The sequence below is a fragment of the Nocardia sp. NPDC058705 genome, assembly GCF_042749305.1.
Taxonomy (GTDB): domain Bacteria; phylum Actinomycetota; class Actinomycetes; order Mycobacteriales; family Mycobacteriaceae; genus Nocardia.
Window position 1 is genome coordinate 78335 of the sequence record NZ_JBHYRN010000001.1, and the last position, 17017, is coordinate 95351.

Here is a 17017-nt window from a genome sequence, read left to right on the forward strand (position 1 = left end):
CCGGGATGCCGTTGCGGGGCGATCGAATCCTGCGGTATGTCACCGCGTTCTGCCCTCGCTGCCACGACGAACATCCCGAGACACCGCTGCCCGAGGTCGCGCGACTGTCGGGATGGTTGGCCGAACGGGACGGGAAGGTCTACCTCGAACGAGGTTGTTGCACCCACGGCATGGTGCGAACCCTCTACGACGAGGACCCCGAGATCCTGGCCTACCTCGAAGAGTGGACGGCCCCGACCAAAGCCCACCTGCCCGACTCCGTCGGCAATTTCGACCCGGTGCCCTCGGCATACCTGCGCGGACTGCCAGAGATGCAGACCCAGCACACCTGCATCCTGCTCGAGGACATCATCGACAGCTGTAACCTGCGCTGCCCGACGTGTTTCGCCGACTCCTCGCCCGAATTGCGTGGTGTGGTGGCGGTGGCGGACGTGCTCGCCAATGTCGACCAGCGCCTGGCGCGGGAGAACGGGCGCCTGGATGTGCTGATGCTCAGCGGCGGCGAACCGACACTGCATCCCGAGCTGGCGCGGTTGCTCGCCGAGCTCACCGCGCGGCCCATCACCCGGATCCTGCTCAACACCAACGGTCTGCGGCTCGCCGTCGACGACGAGTTGCTGGAACTGCTGCGTGCCCACCGTGATCGGGTCGAGGTGTATCTGCAGTACGACGGGGAGACCGCGCAAGCCTCACGTCATCACCGCGGCGGTGACCTTCGGGTGCGCAAACAGCAGGCACTGCAACGACTTTCGTCGAACGCCGTCTTCACCACGCTGGTGATGACGGTGGCACTTGGCGTCAACGACGACGAGATCGGCGCGGTCCTGCGCACCGCGATGAACACACCGTTCGTCGGTGGGGTGTCGATCCAGCCCCAATTCGGTTCCGGGCGTTCGGGAACGATCGACCCGATGGACCGGCTCACCCACACCGGCGTGCTGCGCCGGCTCGGACCACAGACCGACGGGCTGGTGACCTGGCGTGATCTCACCGCACTGCCGTGTTCGCACCCGCACTGCTGCTCGGTCGGTTACCTGCTGCGAGACGACGCCGGGGACTGGCGGTCGCTGGTGTCGTTGATCGGACACGACCGGCTGAAGCAACAGTTGGGGCTGGTGTCGAACCGGATCGCGGACTCGGCGCTGCCCGCCGAACTGCGGGCGGCGGTGCGGGAATCGCTGCTGGGGTTGCTGTCGGAGCAGTCCTCGCTGTCGCATCCGGAGATCGGACGGGTGTGGCGCAATATCTGTGAGAACTGCGATCTGGGGATGTCGACGTTGCTGACGTTGGCGTCGTCGGCGTTGCCCGGTCGACGTCAGCGGTTGCGTACGCTGCTCGGGGAACGGATTGTGCGGGTCACGGTGAAACCGTTCATGGACATGTCGACGATGATCGAGGAACGGCTCACCCAGTGCTGCGTGCACGTGGGCACCCGCGCTGATGCCGATCAGTGCGCGCCGTTCTGTGCGGTGCAGGCGTGGCCCGCGCTGTCGCGGCAGCGGTTATCGGCGGTGGCGCCGTCGGGGCGGGCGTTGCTGCCGGTGGAGGTGCGGTGAGCGAGCGTGGGGTCTACTACGAGGAAGCGGTGCGCGGGCAACAGCCACACGACCCGTTGACGTTGTGTGTCGTCGCGACCGTGGCGTTGCTGACGTGGTTGGTGGGACCGTGGGCGGTGGTCGGGTTCGGGGCGCTCGCGTTCGTCGGATACTGGCGGGCGTGGCGGGCCGGGTTGAGGCGGAGTCGATGTTGGTTGCGCGATACCCGGCTGGTGCTGGTGTATGTCGGGGCGATCGCGGTGGTCGGGGTGGTTGCCGCGGTGTGGTGACGGCGTGTCGCCAATGTTGGTGTGGCAGAACGGTGGCGGGCGGGGGCGGGGCACGGTTGACTGGTAGCCATGGCCTCCACTCGATCCAGCAAGCAGCGCCGATCCGGGGTGCCCGCACCCGCGGTTCCGCCGGGCGAACTGATCGTCGTCACCGCGCCGACCGGCCCCGAGATCACCCCGATCGCCCTGCGCGAGAACCGCTCCGTGCGCGGCAGGGTCGACGAATTGCTGCCCGCTACAGCACATCTGGTGCCGATCTTCGGTCCGGACAACCGACTGGCGGCCAGACTCGCCGACACACCGCAGGCACCGGTCGCGGGGGAGTACCTCAGCTACTACTCGGTGCACGGGGAACTGGGTGACCTCGGCGAGCTCGCGCATCGACTGCGTGAGGACGACACCGTCGCCGCCGCCTACGTGAAGCCGGCCGCCGAACCGCCGCTGGCGCCTCTCGCACAGAACATCGCCGCACCGCGTGCACCGGCCGTGACACCCGATTTCCGTGCCAGACAGGCCTACCTGGACGCGGCACCCCACGGCATCGACGCGGTGTGGGCGCACGGTCAGCCCGGCGGGCTCGGCACCGGTGTGCGCGTGATCGACATCGAAGGTGCGTGGCAGTTCACCCACGAAGACCTGCGCCAGAACCAAGGCGGGATCATCGGCGGCACGGCGTCGGCCGATCTGGGCTGGCGCAACCACGGCACCGCCGTCGCCGGTGAGATCAGCGGCGACCTCAACGCGGTCGGCGTCACCGGCATCGCCCCCGAAGCCCACATCAGAGCCATCTCCATCTTCGGTATCGGCTCGGCCGCAGCGATCCGCTCGGCCGCCGACGCACTGCACCCCGGTGACATCGTCCTCATCGAATTGCACCGTCCCGGACCACGATTCGACTACCAGGGCACACCGGATCAGCGCGGCTACATTGCCGTCGAATGGTGGCCCGACGACTTCGCCGCCATTCGCTACGCCGTGAGCCGCGGCATCATCGTCGTCGAAGCCGCGGGCAACGGGGGTGAGAACCTCGACGACGCCGTCTACGACACCCGCCCCGGCGACTTCCCCGCCACCTGGCACAACCCGTTCCGTGCCAACGACTCCGGTGCCATCGTGGTCGGCGCGGGCGCCCCACCACCGGGCCTGCACGGCCGAGACCACGGCCCCGCCCGCTCCCGCCTCGACTTCTCCAACCACGGCGCCCGCCTCGATGCCCAGGGCTGGGGTCGCGAAGTCACCACCACCGGCTATGGCGACCTCCAGGGCGGCCCCGACGAAGACCTCTGGTACACCGACGAATTCAGCGGCACCTCCAGCGCCTCCCCGATCGTGGTCGGCGCCATCGCCGCCTACCAGGGCATCCGAGGCCCCACCCGCGCCACCCCCGACGAGGTCAGATCCCTGCTGCGCACCACAGGTTCACCCCAGACGGCAGCCCCCGGCCGCCCCATCACCCAACGCATCGGCACCCTGCCGGATCTGCGCGCGATGACGGCGAAAGGGTAACGCCATGGCGGTCATTCACCAGACCACCGTCACGCCGAGCAAGCTCGAACTCTTGACTGGGTGGTTGCCCGGTCGGCAGTGGTACCGGGGCGGCACACCGACATTGAGCAAGGCCGGCGGGTTCCGGCTCGACGATCCCGCCGGCGCTGTCGGCATCGAGTTCATGCTCGTGGTCGACGATTCCGCCGCCGAGCGAGTCCTGTATGAGGTGCCGCTGACCTATCGCGGCGCCCCGATGTCGGGCGGGGAGGCGGCGCTGGTGGGTACCGCCGAGCACGGAGTGCTCGGTCGGCGGTGGATCTACGACGCGACCGCTGACGAGGTCGCGGTTCGTGCGGTCGTGGATTTCCTGTCGGGCAAGGCCGTGGCACAGGCGCAGAACCACAGCGATACCGCTGACCCGTCGGTGCTCGTCGCGAGAGCTGAGCCGACATCGTTCGGAGACGAGTTCGGTGTTGCTGTGGACGGTGACACCTACACCGACGTCCCGATCGGACCCACGGTCGTGCGATTCCACCGTTCACCTGCAGCTTCACCGTCCGGTGCAGCAGGTTCGGTCGCCGCGCCTTCCGCGCTGGGCCCAGAAGTCGAACTGATTACTGTGCTGACCGGCCACGCGTAGCTGGGCCCTGGCTGGTCGAAAAACCGGATGTGTCGGGGTGGGATGGCGTGGGAAGGTACGGGGATGGCATCGGCGAAGAGTGTGACGGTTCGGGCGGCTGTGCAAGGGGAATCGGCGACGATTACCGGGTTGCAGGAGGCTGGGTTCGGGATTCGGTTCGGGGGTGACGAGGAGGAGTTTCGGGGGGAGGTCTTTCCGGTCGAGCGGTCGTTGGTCGCGGTGGAGGGAGACCGGATCGTGGGGCACACCGTGGATCGGACGATGACGGTGACCGTGCCGGGGGAGCGGACGGTGCGGGCGTGTGGGGTGGCGGGGGTTGTGGTGGCGGCGACGCATCGGCGGCGGGGGATTCTGCGGGAGCTCTATGAGGCCCAGCATGCTCGGACCGAGGCCGACAAGTTGCCGTTGACGATCTTCACCGCCAGCGAGGGCACGATCTACGGGCGGTTCGGTTACGAAGTGGCCATTCTCGACACCGCGATCTCCATCGATACGCGGCGGGTCGAATTCCGTTCCACCACACCCGATCCCGGTGGCGTCACCCTGGAGACACTGGCCGACGCCGCCCCTCGGATTCGCGAGATCTACGAACGCTGGCAGAAGGTGACGCCGGGCGCGCAGGAACGTCCGGATGCCAAGTGGGACATGTTCTTCGCCGATATCGAGCGGCACCGGAAAAGCGCGACGACGCTGTTCGTGCTGCTCCACGCCGACGGGTACGCCCTGTACCGGCGCTCCCGGCGCGAGGACCGTGACATCGCCTCGGTCTGGGAATTCCGCGCCGTGACCCCTGACGCGCACGCCGCACTGTGGCGGGTTCTGCTCGGAATGGACCTCGTCGACACCGTGGAAGCCGAAATCGCCGACGACGATCCGCTGGCGCACATGCTCACCGACCCCCGCGCGGTACAACTCACCCGCCGTGGTGACTCCCTGTGGGCGCGGGTCATGGACGTCCCCGCAGCACTGACCGCCCGCACCTACCGCGCCGACCTCGACACCGTACTGGCGGTGCACGACCCGTTCCGTGGCGCCGGTGGCAGCTTCGCCCTGCGGATCCGCGACGGCATCGCCGAATGCGAACCCACCACCCGCCCCGCGACCCTCAGCTTCGACATCAACATCCTCGGCGCTCTCTACTTCGGCGGTCAGCGCGCGAGCACGTTCGCCGCCGCCCACCGACTGAAGTCCGAAGACCCCACGGTGCTGCGCGCGTTCGACGAAGCGTTCACCGCCGACCGGGCACCCCAATTGGGTTGGTTCTTCTGACTCGAACCACCACGGGCGCGTTCGCCCCGCAGGTCACACCTCGGGAGTACGGTAGGTAGCTGTGGATTCGCACGAGGTCGATTCTTCGGTTCGGGTGCGTGGCGCCCGGGTCCACAATCTGCGCGATGTCGACGCGGACATGCCACGAAACGCCCTCGTCGCGTTCACCGGTGTGTCCGGTTCGGGCAAGTCGTCGTTGGCGTTCGGCACCCTCTACGCCGAATCGCAACGCCGATACCTGGAATCGGTCGCGCCGTATGCCCGCCGATTGCTGCACCAAGTCGAAGCCCCCGATGTCGACACCGTCACCGGCCTACCGCCCACGGTGGCACTGGCCCAGCGCCGGTCCTCGCCGTCCTCGCGATCGACCGTCGGCACCGTCACCGCCATCTCGAACACGTTGCGCATGCTCATGTCCCGCGAAGGCCACTACCCCGACACCCCGGCCAGAACCGGCCCCGGGCACTACCCGGAGGGCACCAACCGCCTCTACTCCGACGCGTTCTCGCCGAACACCGTCGAAGGCGCCTGCCCGCGCTGCCACGGGCAGGGTGTCGTGCACGAAGCCACCGAGGCGTCGATGGTTCCCGACCCGTCGTTGAGCATTCGTGAGGGGGCGATCGCTTCGTGGCCGGGTGCCTGGCAGGGCAAGAACCTGCGTGATGTGCTGGGCGCGCTCGGCTACGACATCGACCGCCCGTGGCGCGAACTCTCCCCGGCCGCGCGCGAATGGATCCTGTTCACCGAGGAAAAGCCGGTCGTCACGGTCGAACCCGTACGCGAACCACATCGCATCCACCGCCCCTACCAGGGCACTTACACCGGCGCCAAACAGTTGCTGCTGCGCTCGCACGCCGAATCCAAGAGCGAGGCCACCCGCGCCCGCGCCGCCGAATACCTACACACCGCCGTCTGCCCGCTGTGCGACGGACGCCGACTCAAACCCGAAGCGCTGGCCGTGACCTTCGCCGGGTTCAACATCACCGAACTCGCCGACCTGCCACTGAGCGAACTCGCCGAGGTGTTGCGGCCCTACACCCCCGGCACGGACGCGCTGGCCGTGCTCACCCAGGACCTCACCTCGCGCATCGACGTGCTGATCGAGCTCGGGCTCGGTTACCTGAGCGTCGACCGCGAGAGCCCGACCCTGTCCGGCGGTGAACTGCAACGATTACGGCTGGCGGGGCAGCTGCGGTCGGGACTGTTCGGCGTCGTCTACATCCTCGACGAACCCTCAGCCGGACTGCATCCCGCCGACACCGCCGCCCTGACGACCGTGCTGGACCGGCTCAAGAATTCGGGCAACAGTGTGTTCCTGGTCGAACACGACCTCGACGTCGTCCGCCACGCCGACTGGCTCATCGACATCGGCCCCGGTGCTGGCGTGCACGGCGGAAAGGTGCTCTACGCCGGGGAAGTCCAGGGCCTGCGAGACGTAGCCGAGTCGGTCACCAGGCCCTATCTGTTCGACGAGATCGTGCGCCCACCCCGCGCGGCCCGCACCCCCACCGGCGAGCTGCAACTGCGTGGGATCACCAGCCACAACCTGCACGACCTCGACGTCGACATTCCCCTCGGGGTGTTCACCGCGATCACCGGTGTCTCCGGATCGGGCAAATCGACGCTGCTGCACGCCGTTTCGACCACCGCCGCCGCCGCCGACCCGGACATCGTGCGCGTCGTCGAGGTCGACCAGGCGCCGATCGGACGCACCCCGCGATCGAACCTGGCCACCTACACCGGCCTGTTCGACACCGTCCGCAAACTCTTCGCCGCGACCGACGCCGCCAAAGCCCGCGGGTACGGGGTCGGCCGGTTCTCGTTCAATGTCGCCGAAGGACGGTGCCCGACCTGCCAGGGCGAGGGCTACATCACCGTCGAACTGCTGTTCCTGCCCAGCACCTACAGCCCGTGCCCGGCCTGTCACGGCGCGCGCTACAACCCCGAAACCCTCGAAATCACCTACCGCGACACCACGATCGCCCAGGTGCTCGACATGACCGTCGACCGCGCCGCCGACTTCCTCGCCGACGTCCCGGTGGTCGCGCGCGCTCTGCGCACACTGCGCGATGTGGGCCTTGGCTACCTGCGACTCGGGCAACCGGCCACCGAACTGTCCGGTGGTGAAGCGCAACGGGTGAAACTGGCCACCGAGTTGCAGCGGGCGCGGCGCAACAACACCGTCTACCTGCTCGACGAACCGACGACCGGGCTGCACCCGGCCGACACCGATATCCTGATGACACAACTGAATTCGCTTGTCGACAGCGGCGCCAGTGTGGTCGTCGTCGAACACGATATGACCGTGGTTGCGGGGGCAGACCATGTGATCGACATGGGCCCGGGCGGCGGTGGGCAGGGAGGCCGGATCGTGGCGCAGGGGACACCGCAACAAGTGGCGGACAATCCGGTGAGCCGGACCTCGCCCTATCTGCGGGAGCGAGTGGCATGAACCGCGACGAAGATCGGACCCGGACGGCGATGCTCGTCGCCGGTGGGTGCTCGTTCGTGCTCGGTGTGGCGCTGCTGCTGTGGCCGGGGCGCGACGAGAACACGCTGGCGCTGCTGTTCGGGATGTCGCTGATCCTGAGCACCGTGGTGCAGGCGTATCTGGCGATGATGGCGCGGCTCGCGTTCTTGCTGCGGGTGTTGGTGCTGGTCAGTGCCGGGCTCACCGGGATATTGGCGGCGCTGGTCTTCCAGGGCGGCAATATCGAACTGCTCGCCCTGTGGATCGGGATCGGCTGGGCGGTGCGCGGCATCGTGCACGCACTGGTCGCGGCATGGGACGCCTCTGTTGTCGACGGGTGGATGCACGAAGTGTGCGGGCTGCTCACCACCGTGATCGGCATCGCGATCATCGCGATCACGTTCCAGACGGTCACCGGACTGGCCACGATGGCCGGGAGCGGGCTGGTCGTGATCGGTGTCATGGAACTGTTGACCGGTGGGCTCGGACGGGCGGCCTTGGATGCGGCGCGCGGGTCAGCGGAGCCGGTGCCCGCCGTTCGGACCGCGACCGAGCTGTAGCGAATAACACACTGCCAGTTAGCAATTCGAGGTTTACGCGAACTCACGGACAACACGACATTGCGGGCAGCAGAGCGAGCGCTGAACTCTGCGTGCACCCTTGCTCGGCGCGGGGGTAACTGTGCTGCGCGCCGGTAGCGTGGCCCGAGGCGTGCGCACGGGTGTTGTCGGCGCGCCGCGTTCGCTCCCCCCGAATTGTGAGCCCAGGAGAAGTGTGGTGTCGCGCGTAGTACCCGGCGTAGCTGCTGATGCCGTCCAGCGTGAAGAGCTGGCCATGCGGCGGATGACCGAGAGTTTGGTCGAAGACCTGTCCGAGAACGTCCCCGTCGACCAGGTGACGTCGGCGGTAGGCGCCGCGCACCATCGTTTCACCGGCAAACCGATCCGGGAGTTCGTGCCGATCCTGGTCGAGCGGATCGTGCGCAGCGAACTGGCCGATCCCGATCCGACGGTGCGGGTTCCGGCGCCGTCGGCGAGCGTGCGGGCGGCCGAGGTGATCGCGCGCGAGACGAATACCGCCGAGGCGCAGCCGAAGCGGTTGAGCAGGCGTGCGGTGATGCCTTTGTCGATCGGTGCGGCCGTGGTCGTCGCTGGTGTGGTGGCGGGGGCGGTGCTGCTGCCCGGTGGCGACGACGCTCCGGCGGCCACTGTCGCGGCGCCCACTGTGGTGCGGGGTGTTGTCGGGTCGGAGAAGATGTCGTTCTTCGCCGACGAGCGGGTGGTGAAGGTGCTCGCCGACAACGGCATTCGGGTGGAGGTAGAGCCTGCCGGTTCGCGGCAGATCGCGACCACTGTCGACCTCGGCGGCTTCGATTTCGCGTTCCCGTCGAGTATTCCGGCCGCCGAACGCATCCAGCGTCAGCGCAACATCACCACCAAGTACACACCGTTCTCCTCGCCCATCGCCATCGCCACCTACCGGCCCATCGCTGACCTGCTGACCACCGCCGGGGTGATCAGGCCGGGCCCGGTGGCGACATTCGACATGAACAAATACCTGGAGCTGGCCGGGACCGGCGTGCAGTGGGACGACCTGCCCGACAACACCACCTACCCGGTCGCCAAGAACATCCTGGTGTCCACCACCGACCCGCGCAGCTCCAACTCCGCGGCCATGTACCTCTCGATCGCCAGCTACGTGGCCAACGACCACACGATCGTGCGCGGCGCCACCGCCGAACAGCACGTGCTGCCCGCCCTGTCGAAACTGTTCCTCGCCCAGGGCTACACCGACAACAGCAGCGAGGGCCCTTTCAGCCAGTACCTCACCAACGGTATGGGCCCGACCCCGCTGGTGTGCATCTACGAAGCGCAGTACGTCGAAGCCGCAGGCCAGGGTCGCATCAAGCCCGACATGGTGCTGACCTACCCGACCCCGACCGTCCTGTCGAGCCACACCCTCGTCCCGCTGACCGGCACCGGCGACAAGATCGGCAAGCTCCTCACCGACAACCCCGACCTGCGCCGCCTCGCCGCCGAACACGGCTTCCGCACCGGCGACACCGCCCAGTTCACCTCGGTCGCCGCCGAACGCTCGGTACCGGTGGCCGCCGACCTGATCGACGTGGTCGACGTGCCGGCCTACGAAACCCTCGAACATCTGCTCGACGGGGTTGCCAACTCCTACAACTGAATCCGCCGTATCGCGCGGCTCTCCGCCGTGCGATCCGCTCAGCGGCCCACGAGCTCGGCGGCCGCCGTAAGGACGCTTGCGAGTCCTGATTCGGAGTAGGTCACGGCGTCGGCGCTACAGAATCCGTGGTGGTGCGGTAGGACGTCGACGGTCACACCGGGGATGGTTCGCAGGGTCGACGCGAGACTGCTCGGGTCGAAGCTGGGCTCGTGCTCGGCGAAGACGAGGTGGGCACGCCCAGTCGGCCGCACGTCGAGATGGTCACGAATCCGCGAGCCGTACACCGGGAGCACCGCATCGAATTGTTCACTCGCCGAGGCGATCCACGCGGCGGTGGCGCCGACGCTGAGGCCGACGCAGTACACGGCCGCACAGCCCGACACCTGGGCTGCGGTGTAGTCGAGCGCTCGGGCGGCCAGGGCCGCGGGACCCAGCGTCGTCATGAACCGTTCGTAGGCGGTGGCCTCGCCTGCTCGCTCGAAGGGGTCGGTGTCCAGTAGGTGCGGTGCGTAGATCGTGGCTTGCGTCGTGCGGCAGAGCTTTTCGGCGAGGTCGAGGATGCTGTCGGTGAGTCCGAAGACCTCGTGCACCAGTACCACGGCGATGTCGCTGGTGTTCGCCGGCCGGATCACCGCGTGTTCCCACTCGTCAGAACTAGGCATGCGGGAATCGTAGCCGGGGCTTGACACGTGTTCAGTGCACGACTGTACACTGAGTGGGTCAGCTGATACCCGCTGGCCTGCACTGCGAATGGAGTCCCACCGAGATGCGCAAACGCGAACCCGGCCGAGAACTGCTCAACGAACTGTCCATCGCTGCACGCCGGACCGGAAACGCGTTGGCGGGCATCGCGAGTGAAGCGGGGCGTAGGAGCGCCCGCGAGGTTGTCGATCTGGCGCACGAAGGTCGCGAACTGGTCGCCGCGACACTGCGCGCCCGCGCGGACGAACTCAGCCGCCGCCGATAGCCTGGCGGCACCCGTCGCTCTGGCTCTCGCCCGACTGAAATGCTTGTGACCTGCGGGAAAGATTGTCGGAAAAGAATTTTCGTGGTGAGCGATGAGTTCTCGCGGCGGGCACCGTCTGTATGAGTGCTACCTGTAGCCGAGATCCGGGAGAGCCTCATGACCGCCAGTTCCGCCGTCACCACCGGCACCCTCGTGGTGCCGGACGCCCGCCTGTATTACGAGGTCCGTGGGGCGGGACCACTGCTCGTCCTCGTCGGTGCCCCGATGAACGCCGCCTCGTTCGCCGCGGCCGCCGAACAACTCGCCAACACCAATACCGTCCTCACCACCGACCCGCGGGGCCATTACGCCAGCCCCCTGGATGATCCGAATCGGGATTCGACGGTGCTCGCCCGTGCGGGGGACCTCGCCCAACTCGTCACCCACCTCGACGCGGGCCCGGCCGTGGTGTTCGGATCCAGTGGTGGCGCCGTCACCGCGCTGGCCCTGGCCCAGACCGACCCCGACCTGGTCACCACCGTCGTCGCCCACGAACCGCCCCTGCGCGAACTGCTCCCCGACGCCGACGCCCAGCGCGTACTCACCGAGGACATCGTCGCCACCTACGCCACCGGTGACGTGATCGGCGCCTGGCGAAAGTTCTTCGCTCAGGCCCGGATTCCCCTCCCGGACCCGATGCTCGAGCAGATCTTCGGCGGCGACCGCGACCCGCGGCAGGTGGCCAGCGAACGCTTCTGGTTCGCCCACGAACTGCGCCCGACCACCAGTTGGCTGCCGGACCCGCCGCTGCTGCGCGCCATCCCCACCCGGGTGATCGTCGGGATCGGGGCCGAGTCCACCGGCCAGTTCTGCGACCAGACCTCGCGAGAGCTGGCTTCAGCGCTGGGCGTCGACCCTGTTCTGTTCCCGGGCGACCACATCGGCTTCGTCAACGACCCCGTCACCTTCGCGTCCCGCCTGCAAGAGGTGCTCGACGAGTCGTGATGGTGGCCGGGACTCGCACCCGCGTGCTACTCCGGTCCGAGGCGTGGGTAGTACCGCAGTCCAATGTGCTGGTGGGCAGCGGCGACCCCGATCGCGACCGACGTCGCCCAGCATGTGCGGGTCGGCAGCATCACCAAGTCCTTCACCGCCGCGATCGTGCTCCAGTTGGTGGCCGAACACCGCGTCGACCTCGACCGATCCGTCGAGACGTATCTACCAGGACTGCTCGTCGATTCTTCCTCGCACTGCTGGCGGGGCGGGTCGTCCCCGAGCCAGAACTCCGGCAGATGCTCGAAGGCGTCGACATGGGCAACGGTGACGGCATGTTCTACGGTCTCGGCCTCGGATACACCCAACTGCCCTGCGGTGCGCGGTATGTCGGTCACATCGGTGGCGTCCACGGGTTCTCCACCGTCGCCGGTGCCACCTGGTGCGTAATTACATCAGGTGCATCGCGGGTCGCGGTGCGGCAGCGCTCGCCCACGGTCCGCAGTGCTGCGATGAGCTCGGGTGGGCCGGTGACGGTGAAATCGGTGTCCAGGGCGGTGATCATCCAGGCCAGCGAGGCGGGGGAGTCGGCACCGATGTGGAGCAGGCAGCTGTCGTCGTCGACCGCTTCGAGGACGCCCATGCCCGGCCAGACCCGGTCGGTCAGCTCCGTGGCCGAGTCGTGCAGCGTCACGACAGTGCGCCACGGCCACGACGCGACCGACAGTCTGCGCGAGAGATAGGTCGCCGCGTCACCGTCGGGCAGTGGGCGCGGGGTGAATCGTGGGCCCGTCGGAACACGAGGCGAGAGCCGGTCGAGTCGGAACGACCGCCAATCCGCCCGGTCGACATCCCAACCGATCAGATACCAGTGCCTGCTCATATTGACCAGCGAATCCGGTTCGACATCGCGGCGAGACGTGCGACCTGCGTGATCGGTGTAATCGAACCGCAGACGTTCGTGGCGGCGGCAGGTTTGCGCAATCGTCAGCAGCGTCTCCGATGACACCCGCGGTGAGTCGGCGGCGACCCGCACCATCGACTGCTGCAAGGTCGTGAGACGATGCCGCAACCGCGACGGCAGTACCTGTTCCAGCTTGGCGAGCGCGCGCAACGACGCGTCCTCGATCCCGGTGACGGTGCCGCCCGAGGTGGTGCGCAAGCCGACCGCGACGGCCACGGCTTCCTCATCGTCGAGCAGCAACGGCGGCATCGACGCACCTGCTCCCAATCGATAGCCCGCGGTGCCCTGTAATGCCTGGACCGGGTAGCCCAGCCCGCGCAGTCGATCCACATCGCGGCGCACGGTGCGTGCGGTGACATCGAGCTGGGCCGCCAGTTCGGCACCCGACCACGAACGGTGGGTCTGCAAAATCGACAGCAGTCGCAGCAGCCGGGTAGCGGTTTCGGACATTGCCTCATTCTGCCGCGCACTCAGGAACGATTCCGTCCTAAGCCGTTCCTAGTGTCGTCCCTATGAGCGAAACCTTCCGGATCGACATCCCGCAGTCCGACCTCGACGACCTGCACGAGCGACTCGCCCGCACCCGGTGGGCGCAGGACCTGCCCGGTACCGGCTGGACCTACGGCCTGCCCACCTCCTATCTGCGCGAGCTCGCCGACTACTGGGAGACCGAGTTCGATTGGCGTGCCGCCGAATCCGCGCGCAATGCGCACCCGCAGTTCGTCACCGAGATCGACGGTCAGCGCCTGCACTTCACCCACGTCCGCTCCGCGGAATCCGGTGCGCTGCCGCTGGTTCTCGTCCACGGCTGGCCGTTCACCGACTTCGGCGCGATGATCGGCCCGCTGACCGATCCGCGCGCGCACGGCGGCGACCCGGCCGACGCCTTCGACGTCGTCATCCCGACGCTGCCCGGTTTCGGCTTCTCCGGACCCACGCATCAGCCCGGCCAGGCCGCGACCGAACGGTCCGCCGAACTGATCGCCCGGCTGATGAGCGAGCTCGGCTACGACCGCTACGGCGCGCAGGGCGGCGACGCGGGCTCGTTCATCGCCCCGCACCTGGGCCGGGTCGACACCGCGCGAGTCGCAGGCGTGCATCTCAACGCCGCGATCACCATCCCCGCCTGGAACGACGACGGCGCCGGCTACACCGACCGGGATCAGGAAAAGCTTGCCGCCCTCCAGGATTGGAGCAGCAACGAAACCTCCGCCTACGCGGGCGTGCACAGCACCCGCCCCCACACCCTGGCCCACGCCCTCGCGGATTCACCGGCCGGGCTGCTCGGCTGGATCGTCGACGTGGTCAACACCTACAAGGACCCCACCGCCGCACTGCCCGAGGATTCCCTCGACCGTGACGCGATGCTCGCCGAAATCTCGATCCTCTGGTTCACGGGCACCGCGGGTTCCTCGATGCGCCTGTACAAGGAATCCCAACAGTGGGGAGCCGACGTGGCCAGCTCCGGAGTCCCGACCGCTGTCGCGCTGTTCCCCGGGGACACCACGATTCGTGGGATCGCCGAGAAGCAGAACAACCTCGTCCGCTGGACCGAGTTCGACCGAGGCGGGCATTTCGCTGCCATGGAAACGCCGGACTTGCTGGTCGAGGATGTGCGGGCGTTCTTCCGGTCGGTGCGGTAGGTGAGTGTGCCCGCGGTGCAGACCGGGGGCACACTCACATTTCGACTAGTGGCTCAGGTCCTGGAAGCGTCGCACTGCCAGCGGGAAGAACACCGCGATCAGTGCCAGTGGCCAGGCCACCGCGAGCAGTTCCGCGTGGGTCGCGGCCCAGGAGTCGCCGTCGGCGCCCGGGTTGCCGAACAGCCCGCGCACCGCGGTGGCCGTCGCCGACATCGGATTCCACTCCACGGCCGCGCCGAGCCAGGACGGCATCGACTCGGGGGAGGCGATGGCCGTGGAGAGGAAGCTGATCGGCCAGACCAACATCTGCACCGCCTGCACCAGTTCCGGTTTACCCGCCACCATCGCCAGGTAGATGCCGATCCACAGCATCGCGAACCGCAGCAGCAACAGCAGGCCCACCGCGCCGAAGAAGGCGGCGAATCCGCCGTGCCAACGCCAGCCGATCGCGTAGCCCACCGCGATCATCACCGTCAGCCCGACGACCGATTGCAACATGTCCGCGACGCTGCGGCCGACCAGTACGGCGCCGGAATTCATCGGCATCGAACGGAATCGGTCGATGACACCCTTGCCGAGGTCCTGGGTGACCGAGAGCATCGTCGATTCCAGACCGAAGGCCATCGTCATGGTCAGCATGCCGGGGACCAGAAAGGACGTGAAGTCCCCGTCGACGCCCCTGCCGCCGCCGATCAAATAGCTGAACATCACCAGCAGCATCACCGGGAAGACCAGCCCGACGACCACTTGCACGGGTTGGCGCAGCCAGTGGGCCAGCTCGCGCCTGGTCATCGTCCAGGAATCGGCGATCGCCCAGCTCAGCGTCGAACTGTTGTATGTCGTTGTCACACAGTCTCCTTCGTCAGGTGCAGGAAGACCTCGTCGAGCGTCGGCCTGCGCAGTGCGATGTCCTGCGCGTCGATGCCCGCCGTTTCCAGGGCCCGCACGGTCTCGGTGAGCGCGGCCATCCGGTCGGCGACCACAGCGCTGACCATCCGCCGGTCCTCATCGATCGCCGCGTCGCCGGGGATGAGCGAGGCCGCGAGGGCGAGTTGAGCGGTGTCGTGCAGGACCACGTCGATGCGGTCACCGCCGGTTTTGGACTTGAGTTGGTCGGCGGTGCCCTCGGCGATGACCTTGCCGTGGTCGATCACCGCGATCTGGTCGGCCAGCTGGTCGGCTTCCTCCAGGTACTGCGTGGTCAGCAGCACGGTTGTGCCGCCGTCGACCAGCGAACGAACCGCGTTCCACACCTCGGTGCGGCCACGGGGATCGAGGCCGGTCGTCGGCTCGTCCAGGAACAGCACCTGCGGCTGGGAGATGAGCGAGGCGGCGAGGTCGAGACGACGACGCATGCCGCCGCTGTACTGCTCGACGGCCTTGGTGTCGGTGTCGGCGAGCCCGAATCGGTGCAGGAGCTCATCGGCCCTGGCGCCTGCTCGGCGCGCGCCGAGGTGGTAGAGCCGCCCGAACATCTCCAGGTTCTGCCGCCCGCTGAGCTGCTCGTCGACGGCGGCGTTCTGGCCGAGGAGCCCGATGCGTGAGCGGACCTCTTCGGCGCGGGTGATCGCGTCGATGCCCGCCACCTCGACGCGTCCCGCATCGGGGCGCAACAGCGTGGACATGATCCGCACGGCTGTGGTCTTACCGGCGCCGTTCGGGCCGAGAATTCCCTGGACGGTCCCGGCTCGGACCGTGAGATCGAGACCGTCGAGGGCGTGTTTGTCCCCGTATCTCTTTCGCAGGCCTTCGACGACGATCGCGTGATCGAGGTCAGTCACTACACTCTCCTTCGGCCAGTAATCAAACTTGACTAGGAGGACCAAGGTACGAACATTTCGCCGATTAGTCAAACTTGATTACCTACTGGATATCCGGTGCTGTGGAACCTGGTTAAGCTGGGTCCGAGATGCTCTAGTCAAGGTTGCCTAGAAGGAGGCGTACATGTCGGCCATCCGGCTGCTGGTCCTGGGCGCGGTCCGTCAACACGGCCGGGCGCACGGTTACCAGGTGCGCAACGACCTCGAGTTCTGGGGCGCCCATGAGTGGTCCAACGCCAAACCGGGGTCGATCTACCACGCGCTCAAACAGTTGGCGAAGCAAGATCTTCTCGTTGCCCACGAGGTCGCGCCGAGCACCGTCGGCGGTCCACCACGGGTCGAATACGAGATCACCGACAAGGGCACCGGGGAATACCTCACGCTGCTGCGCCAGGCCCTGACCTCCTATGACCAGAAGATGGACATGCTCTCGGCCGGTATCGGATTCATGGTCGACCTGCCACGCGACGAGGTCGTCGCGCTACTACGGGAGCGCATCACCCGACTGGAGCAATGGCGAGGCTCGGTGACCGACTACTACACCCCCGAAGACGGCCCCGAACAGCTCGGCCACATCGGCGAGATCATGAACATGTGGCTGCACTCGGCCGACAGCGAGGCAGCGTGGACGAACAGCCTGATCGGACGGATCGAGGGTGGGGCCTACGAGTTCGCGGGGGAGGGGGAACCCTTCGTCGGTGTGCTCGCCGACGATGCACCGAACCCGTTCTCGACGGGGCCACATCCAGCGGACCGTCGCTAAGGC

The 17017-nt window shown here is 67.5% G+C and carries 17 protein-coding genes; 13 read left to right on the forward strand and 4 right to left on the reverse strand.

Translation table 11 applies throughout. The features are described from left to right. Positions 1-5: 5 nt before the first annotated feature. The 8 genes from ACFW6D_RS00415 (at position 6) to ACFW6D_RS00450 (ending at position 9885) form a co-directional block, all read left to right on the forward strand. Positions 6-1556, forward strand: a complete 1551-nt coding sequence (locus ACFW6D_RS00415; RefSeq protein ID WP_379324201.1) for a radical SAM protein — start codon at positions 6-8, stop codon at positions 1554-1556. Beyond that, positions 1553-1825, forward strand: coding sequence for a hypothetical protein (locus ACFW6D_RS00420; RefSeq protein WP_379323236.1), 273 nt, complete (start codon positions 1553-1555; stop codon positions 1823-1825). The genes ACFW6D_RS00415 and ACFW6D_RS00420 overlap by 4 nt, the downstream gene beginning before the upstream one ends. 69 nt (positions 1826-1894) lie before the next feature. After that, a complete protein-coding gene (locus ACFW6D_RS00425) occupies positions 1895-3331 on the forward strand; it encodes a S8 family serine peptidase (RefSeq protein ID WP_379323238.1) in 1437 nt (478 codons plus the stop codon). A gap of 4 nt (positions 3332-3335) precedes the next feature. After that, complete coding sequence (locus ACFW6D_RS00430; protein ID WP_379323240.1) at positions 3336-3953, forward strand: 1,4-alpha-glucan branching protein; 618 nt, start codon at positions 3336-3338, stop codon at positions 3951-3953. Positions 3954-4016: 63 nt separating this feature from the next. After that, on the forward strand, positions 4017-5222 hold the full coding sequence (locus ACFW6D_RS00435) for a GNAT family N-acetyltransferase (protein WP_379323242.1): 1206 nt from the start codon (positions 4017-4019) through the stop codon (positions 5220-5222). Between the two features lie 139 nt (positions 5223-5361). Further along, the gene (locus tag ACFW6D_RS00440) at positions 5362-7674 is read left to right on the forward strand and encodes an ATP-binding cassette domain-containing protein (protein WP_379324203.1); all 2313 of its coding nucleotides are present in this window, start codon (positions 5362-5364) and stop codon (positions 7672-7674) included. Next, entirely contained in the window at positions 7671-8252 is a 582-nt protein-coding gene (locus ACFW6D_RS00445; RefSeq protein WP_379323244.1) for a DUF308 domain-containing protein, read from the forward strand. Before ACFW6D_RS00440 ends, ACFW6D_RS00445 begins: the two co-directional genes overlap by 4 nt. Before the next feature lie 217 nt (positions 8253-8469). Then, positions 8470-9885: a three-helix bundle dimerization domain-containing protein gene (locus ACFW6D_RS00450; RefSeq protein ID WP_379323246.1), complete on the forward strand. Its 1416-nt coding sequence runs from the start codon at positions 8470-8472 to the stop codon at positions 9883-9885. 38 nt (positions 9886-9923) lie between these two features. Here ACFW6D_RS00450 and ACFW6D_RS00455 read toward each other — a convergent pair whose 3' ends face one another. Continuing rightward, positions 9924-10547, reverse strand: coding sequence for a dienelactone hydrolase family protein (locus ACFW6D_RS00455; RefSeq protein ID WP_379323248.1), 624 nt, complete (start codon positions 10545-10547; stop codon positions 9924-9926). Between the two features lie 53 nt (positions 10548-10600). Here ACFW6D_RS00455 and ACFW6D_RS00460 point away from each other — a divergent pair, with 53 nt between their 5' ends. The 3 genes from ACFW6D_RS00460 to ACFW6D_RS00470 all read left to right on the forward strand — a co-directional run bounded on the left by ACFW6D_RS00460 (position 10601) and on the right by ACFW6D_RS00470 (position 12274). Beyond that, a complete protein-coding gene (locus ACFW6D_RS00460; protein ID WP_379323250.1) occupies positions 10601-10852 on the forward strand; it encodes a hypothetical protein in 252 nt (83 codons plus the stop codon). 156 nt (positions 10853-11008) lie between these two features. Further along, entirely contained in the window at positions 11009-11836 is an 828-nt protein-coding gene (locus ACFW6D_RS00465) for an alpha/beta fold hydrolase (protein ID WP_379323252.1), read from the forward strand. Between the two features lie 63 nt (positions 11837-11899). Then, positions 11900-12274, forward strand: coding sequence for a serine hydrolase (locus ACFW6D_RS00470; protein WP_379323254.1), 375 nt, complete (start codon positions 11900-11902; stop codon positions 12272-12274). Here the strand turns inward: ACFW6D_RS00470 and ACFW6D_RS00475 are convergent. After that, positions 12219-13238 (reverse strand): helix-turn-helix transcriptional regulator, encoded by a 1020-nt coding sequence (locus tag ACFW6D_RS00475; RefSeq protein WP_379323256.1) that lies wholly within the window; start codon positions 13236-13238, stop codon positions 12219-12221. The two genes, ACFW6D_RS00470 and ACFW6D_RS00475, sit on opposite strands and share 56 nt — an antisense overlap. Before the next feature lie 62 nt (positions 13239-13300). On the opposite strand from ACFW6D_RS00475, the gene ACFW6D_RS00480 reads away from it, so the two are divergent. Further along, the gene (locus ACFW6D_RS00480; protein ID WP_379323258.1) at positions 13301-14431 is read left to right on the forward strand and encodes an epoxide hydrolase family protein; all 1131 of its coding nucleotides are present in this window, start codon (positions 13301-13303) and stop codon (positions 14429-14431) included. A gap of 45 nt (positions 14432-14476) precedes the next feature. Here the strand turns inward: ACFW6D_RS00480 and ACFW6D_RS00485 are convergent, their stop codons facing one another. Together ACFW6D_RS00485 and ACFW6D_RS00490 are read right to left on the reverse strand one after the other, a co-directional pair. Continuing rightward, the gene (locus ACFW6D_RS00485; RefSeq protein WP_379323260.1) at positions 14477-15280 is read right to left on the reverse strand and encodes an ABC transporter permease; all 804 of its coding nucleotides are present in this window, start codon (positions 15278-15280) and stop codon (positions 14477-14479) included. Beyond that, a complete protein-coding gene (locus tag ACFW6D_RS00490; protein ID WP_379323262.1) occupies positions 15277-16212 on the reverse strand; it encodes an ATP-binding cassette domain-containing protein in 936 nt (311 codons plus the stop codon). Before ACFW6D_RS00490 ends, ACFW6D_RS00485 begins: the two co-directional genes overlap by 4 nt. Positions 16213-16375: 163 nt before the next feature. Between ACFW6D_RS00490 and ACFW6D_RS00495 the strand changes: the two genes are divergently transcribed. Further along, positions 16376-17014, forward strand: coding sequence for a PadR family transcriptional regulator (locus ACFW6D_RS00495; RefSeq protein WP_379323264.1), 639 nt, complete (start codon positions 16376-16378; stop codon positions 17012-17014). The last annotated feature ends 3 nt before the right edge of the window (positions 17015-17017 follow it).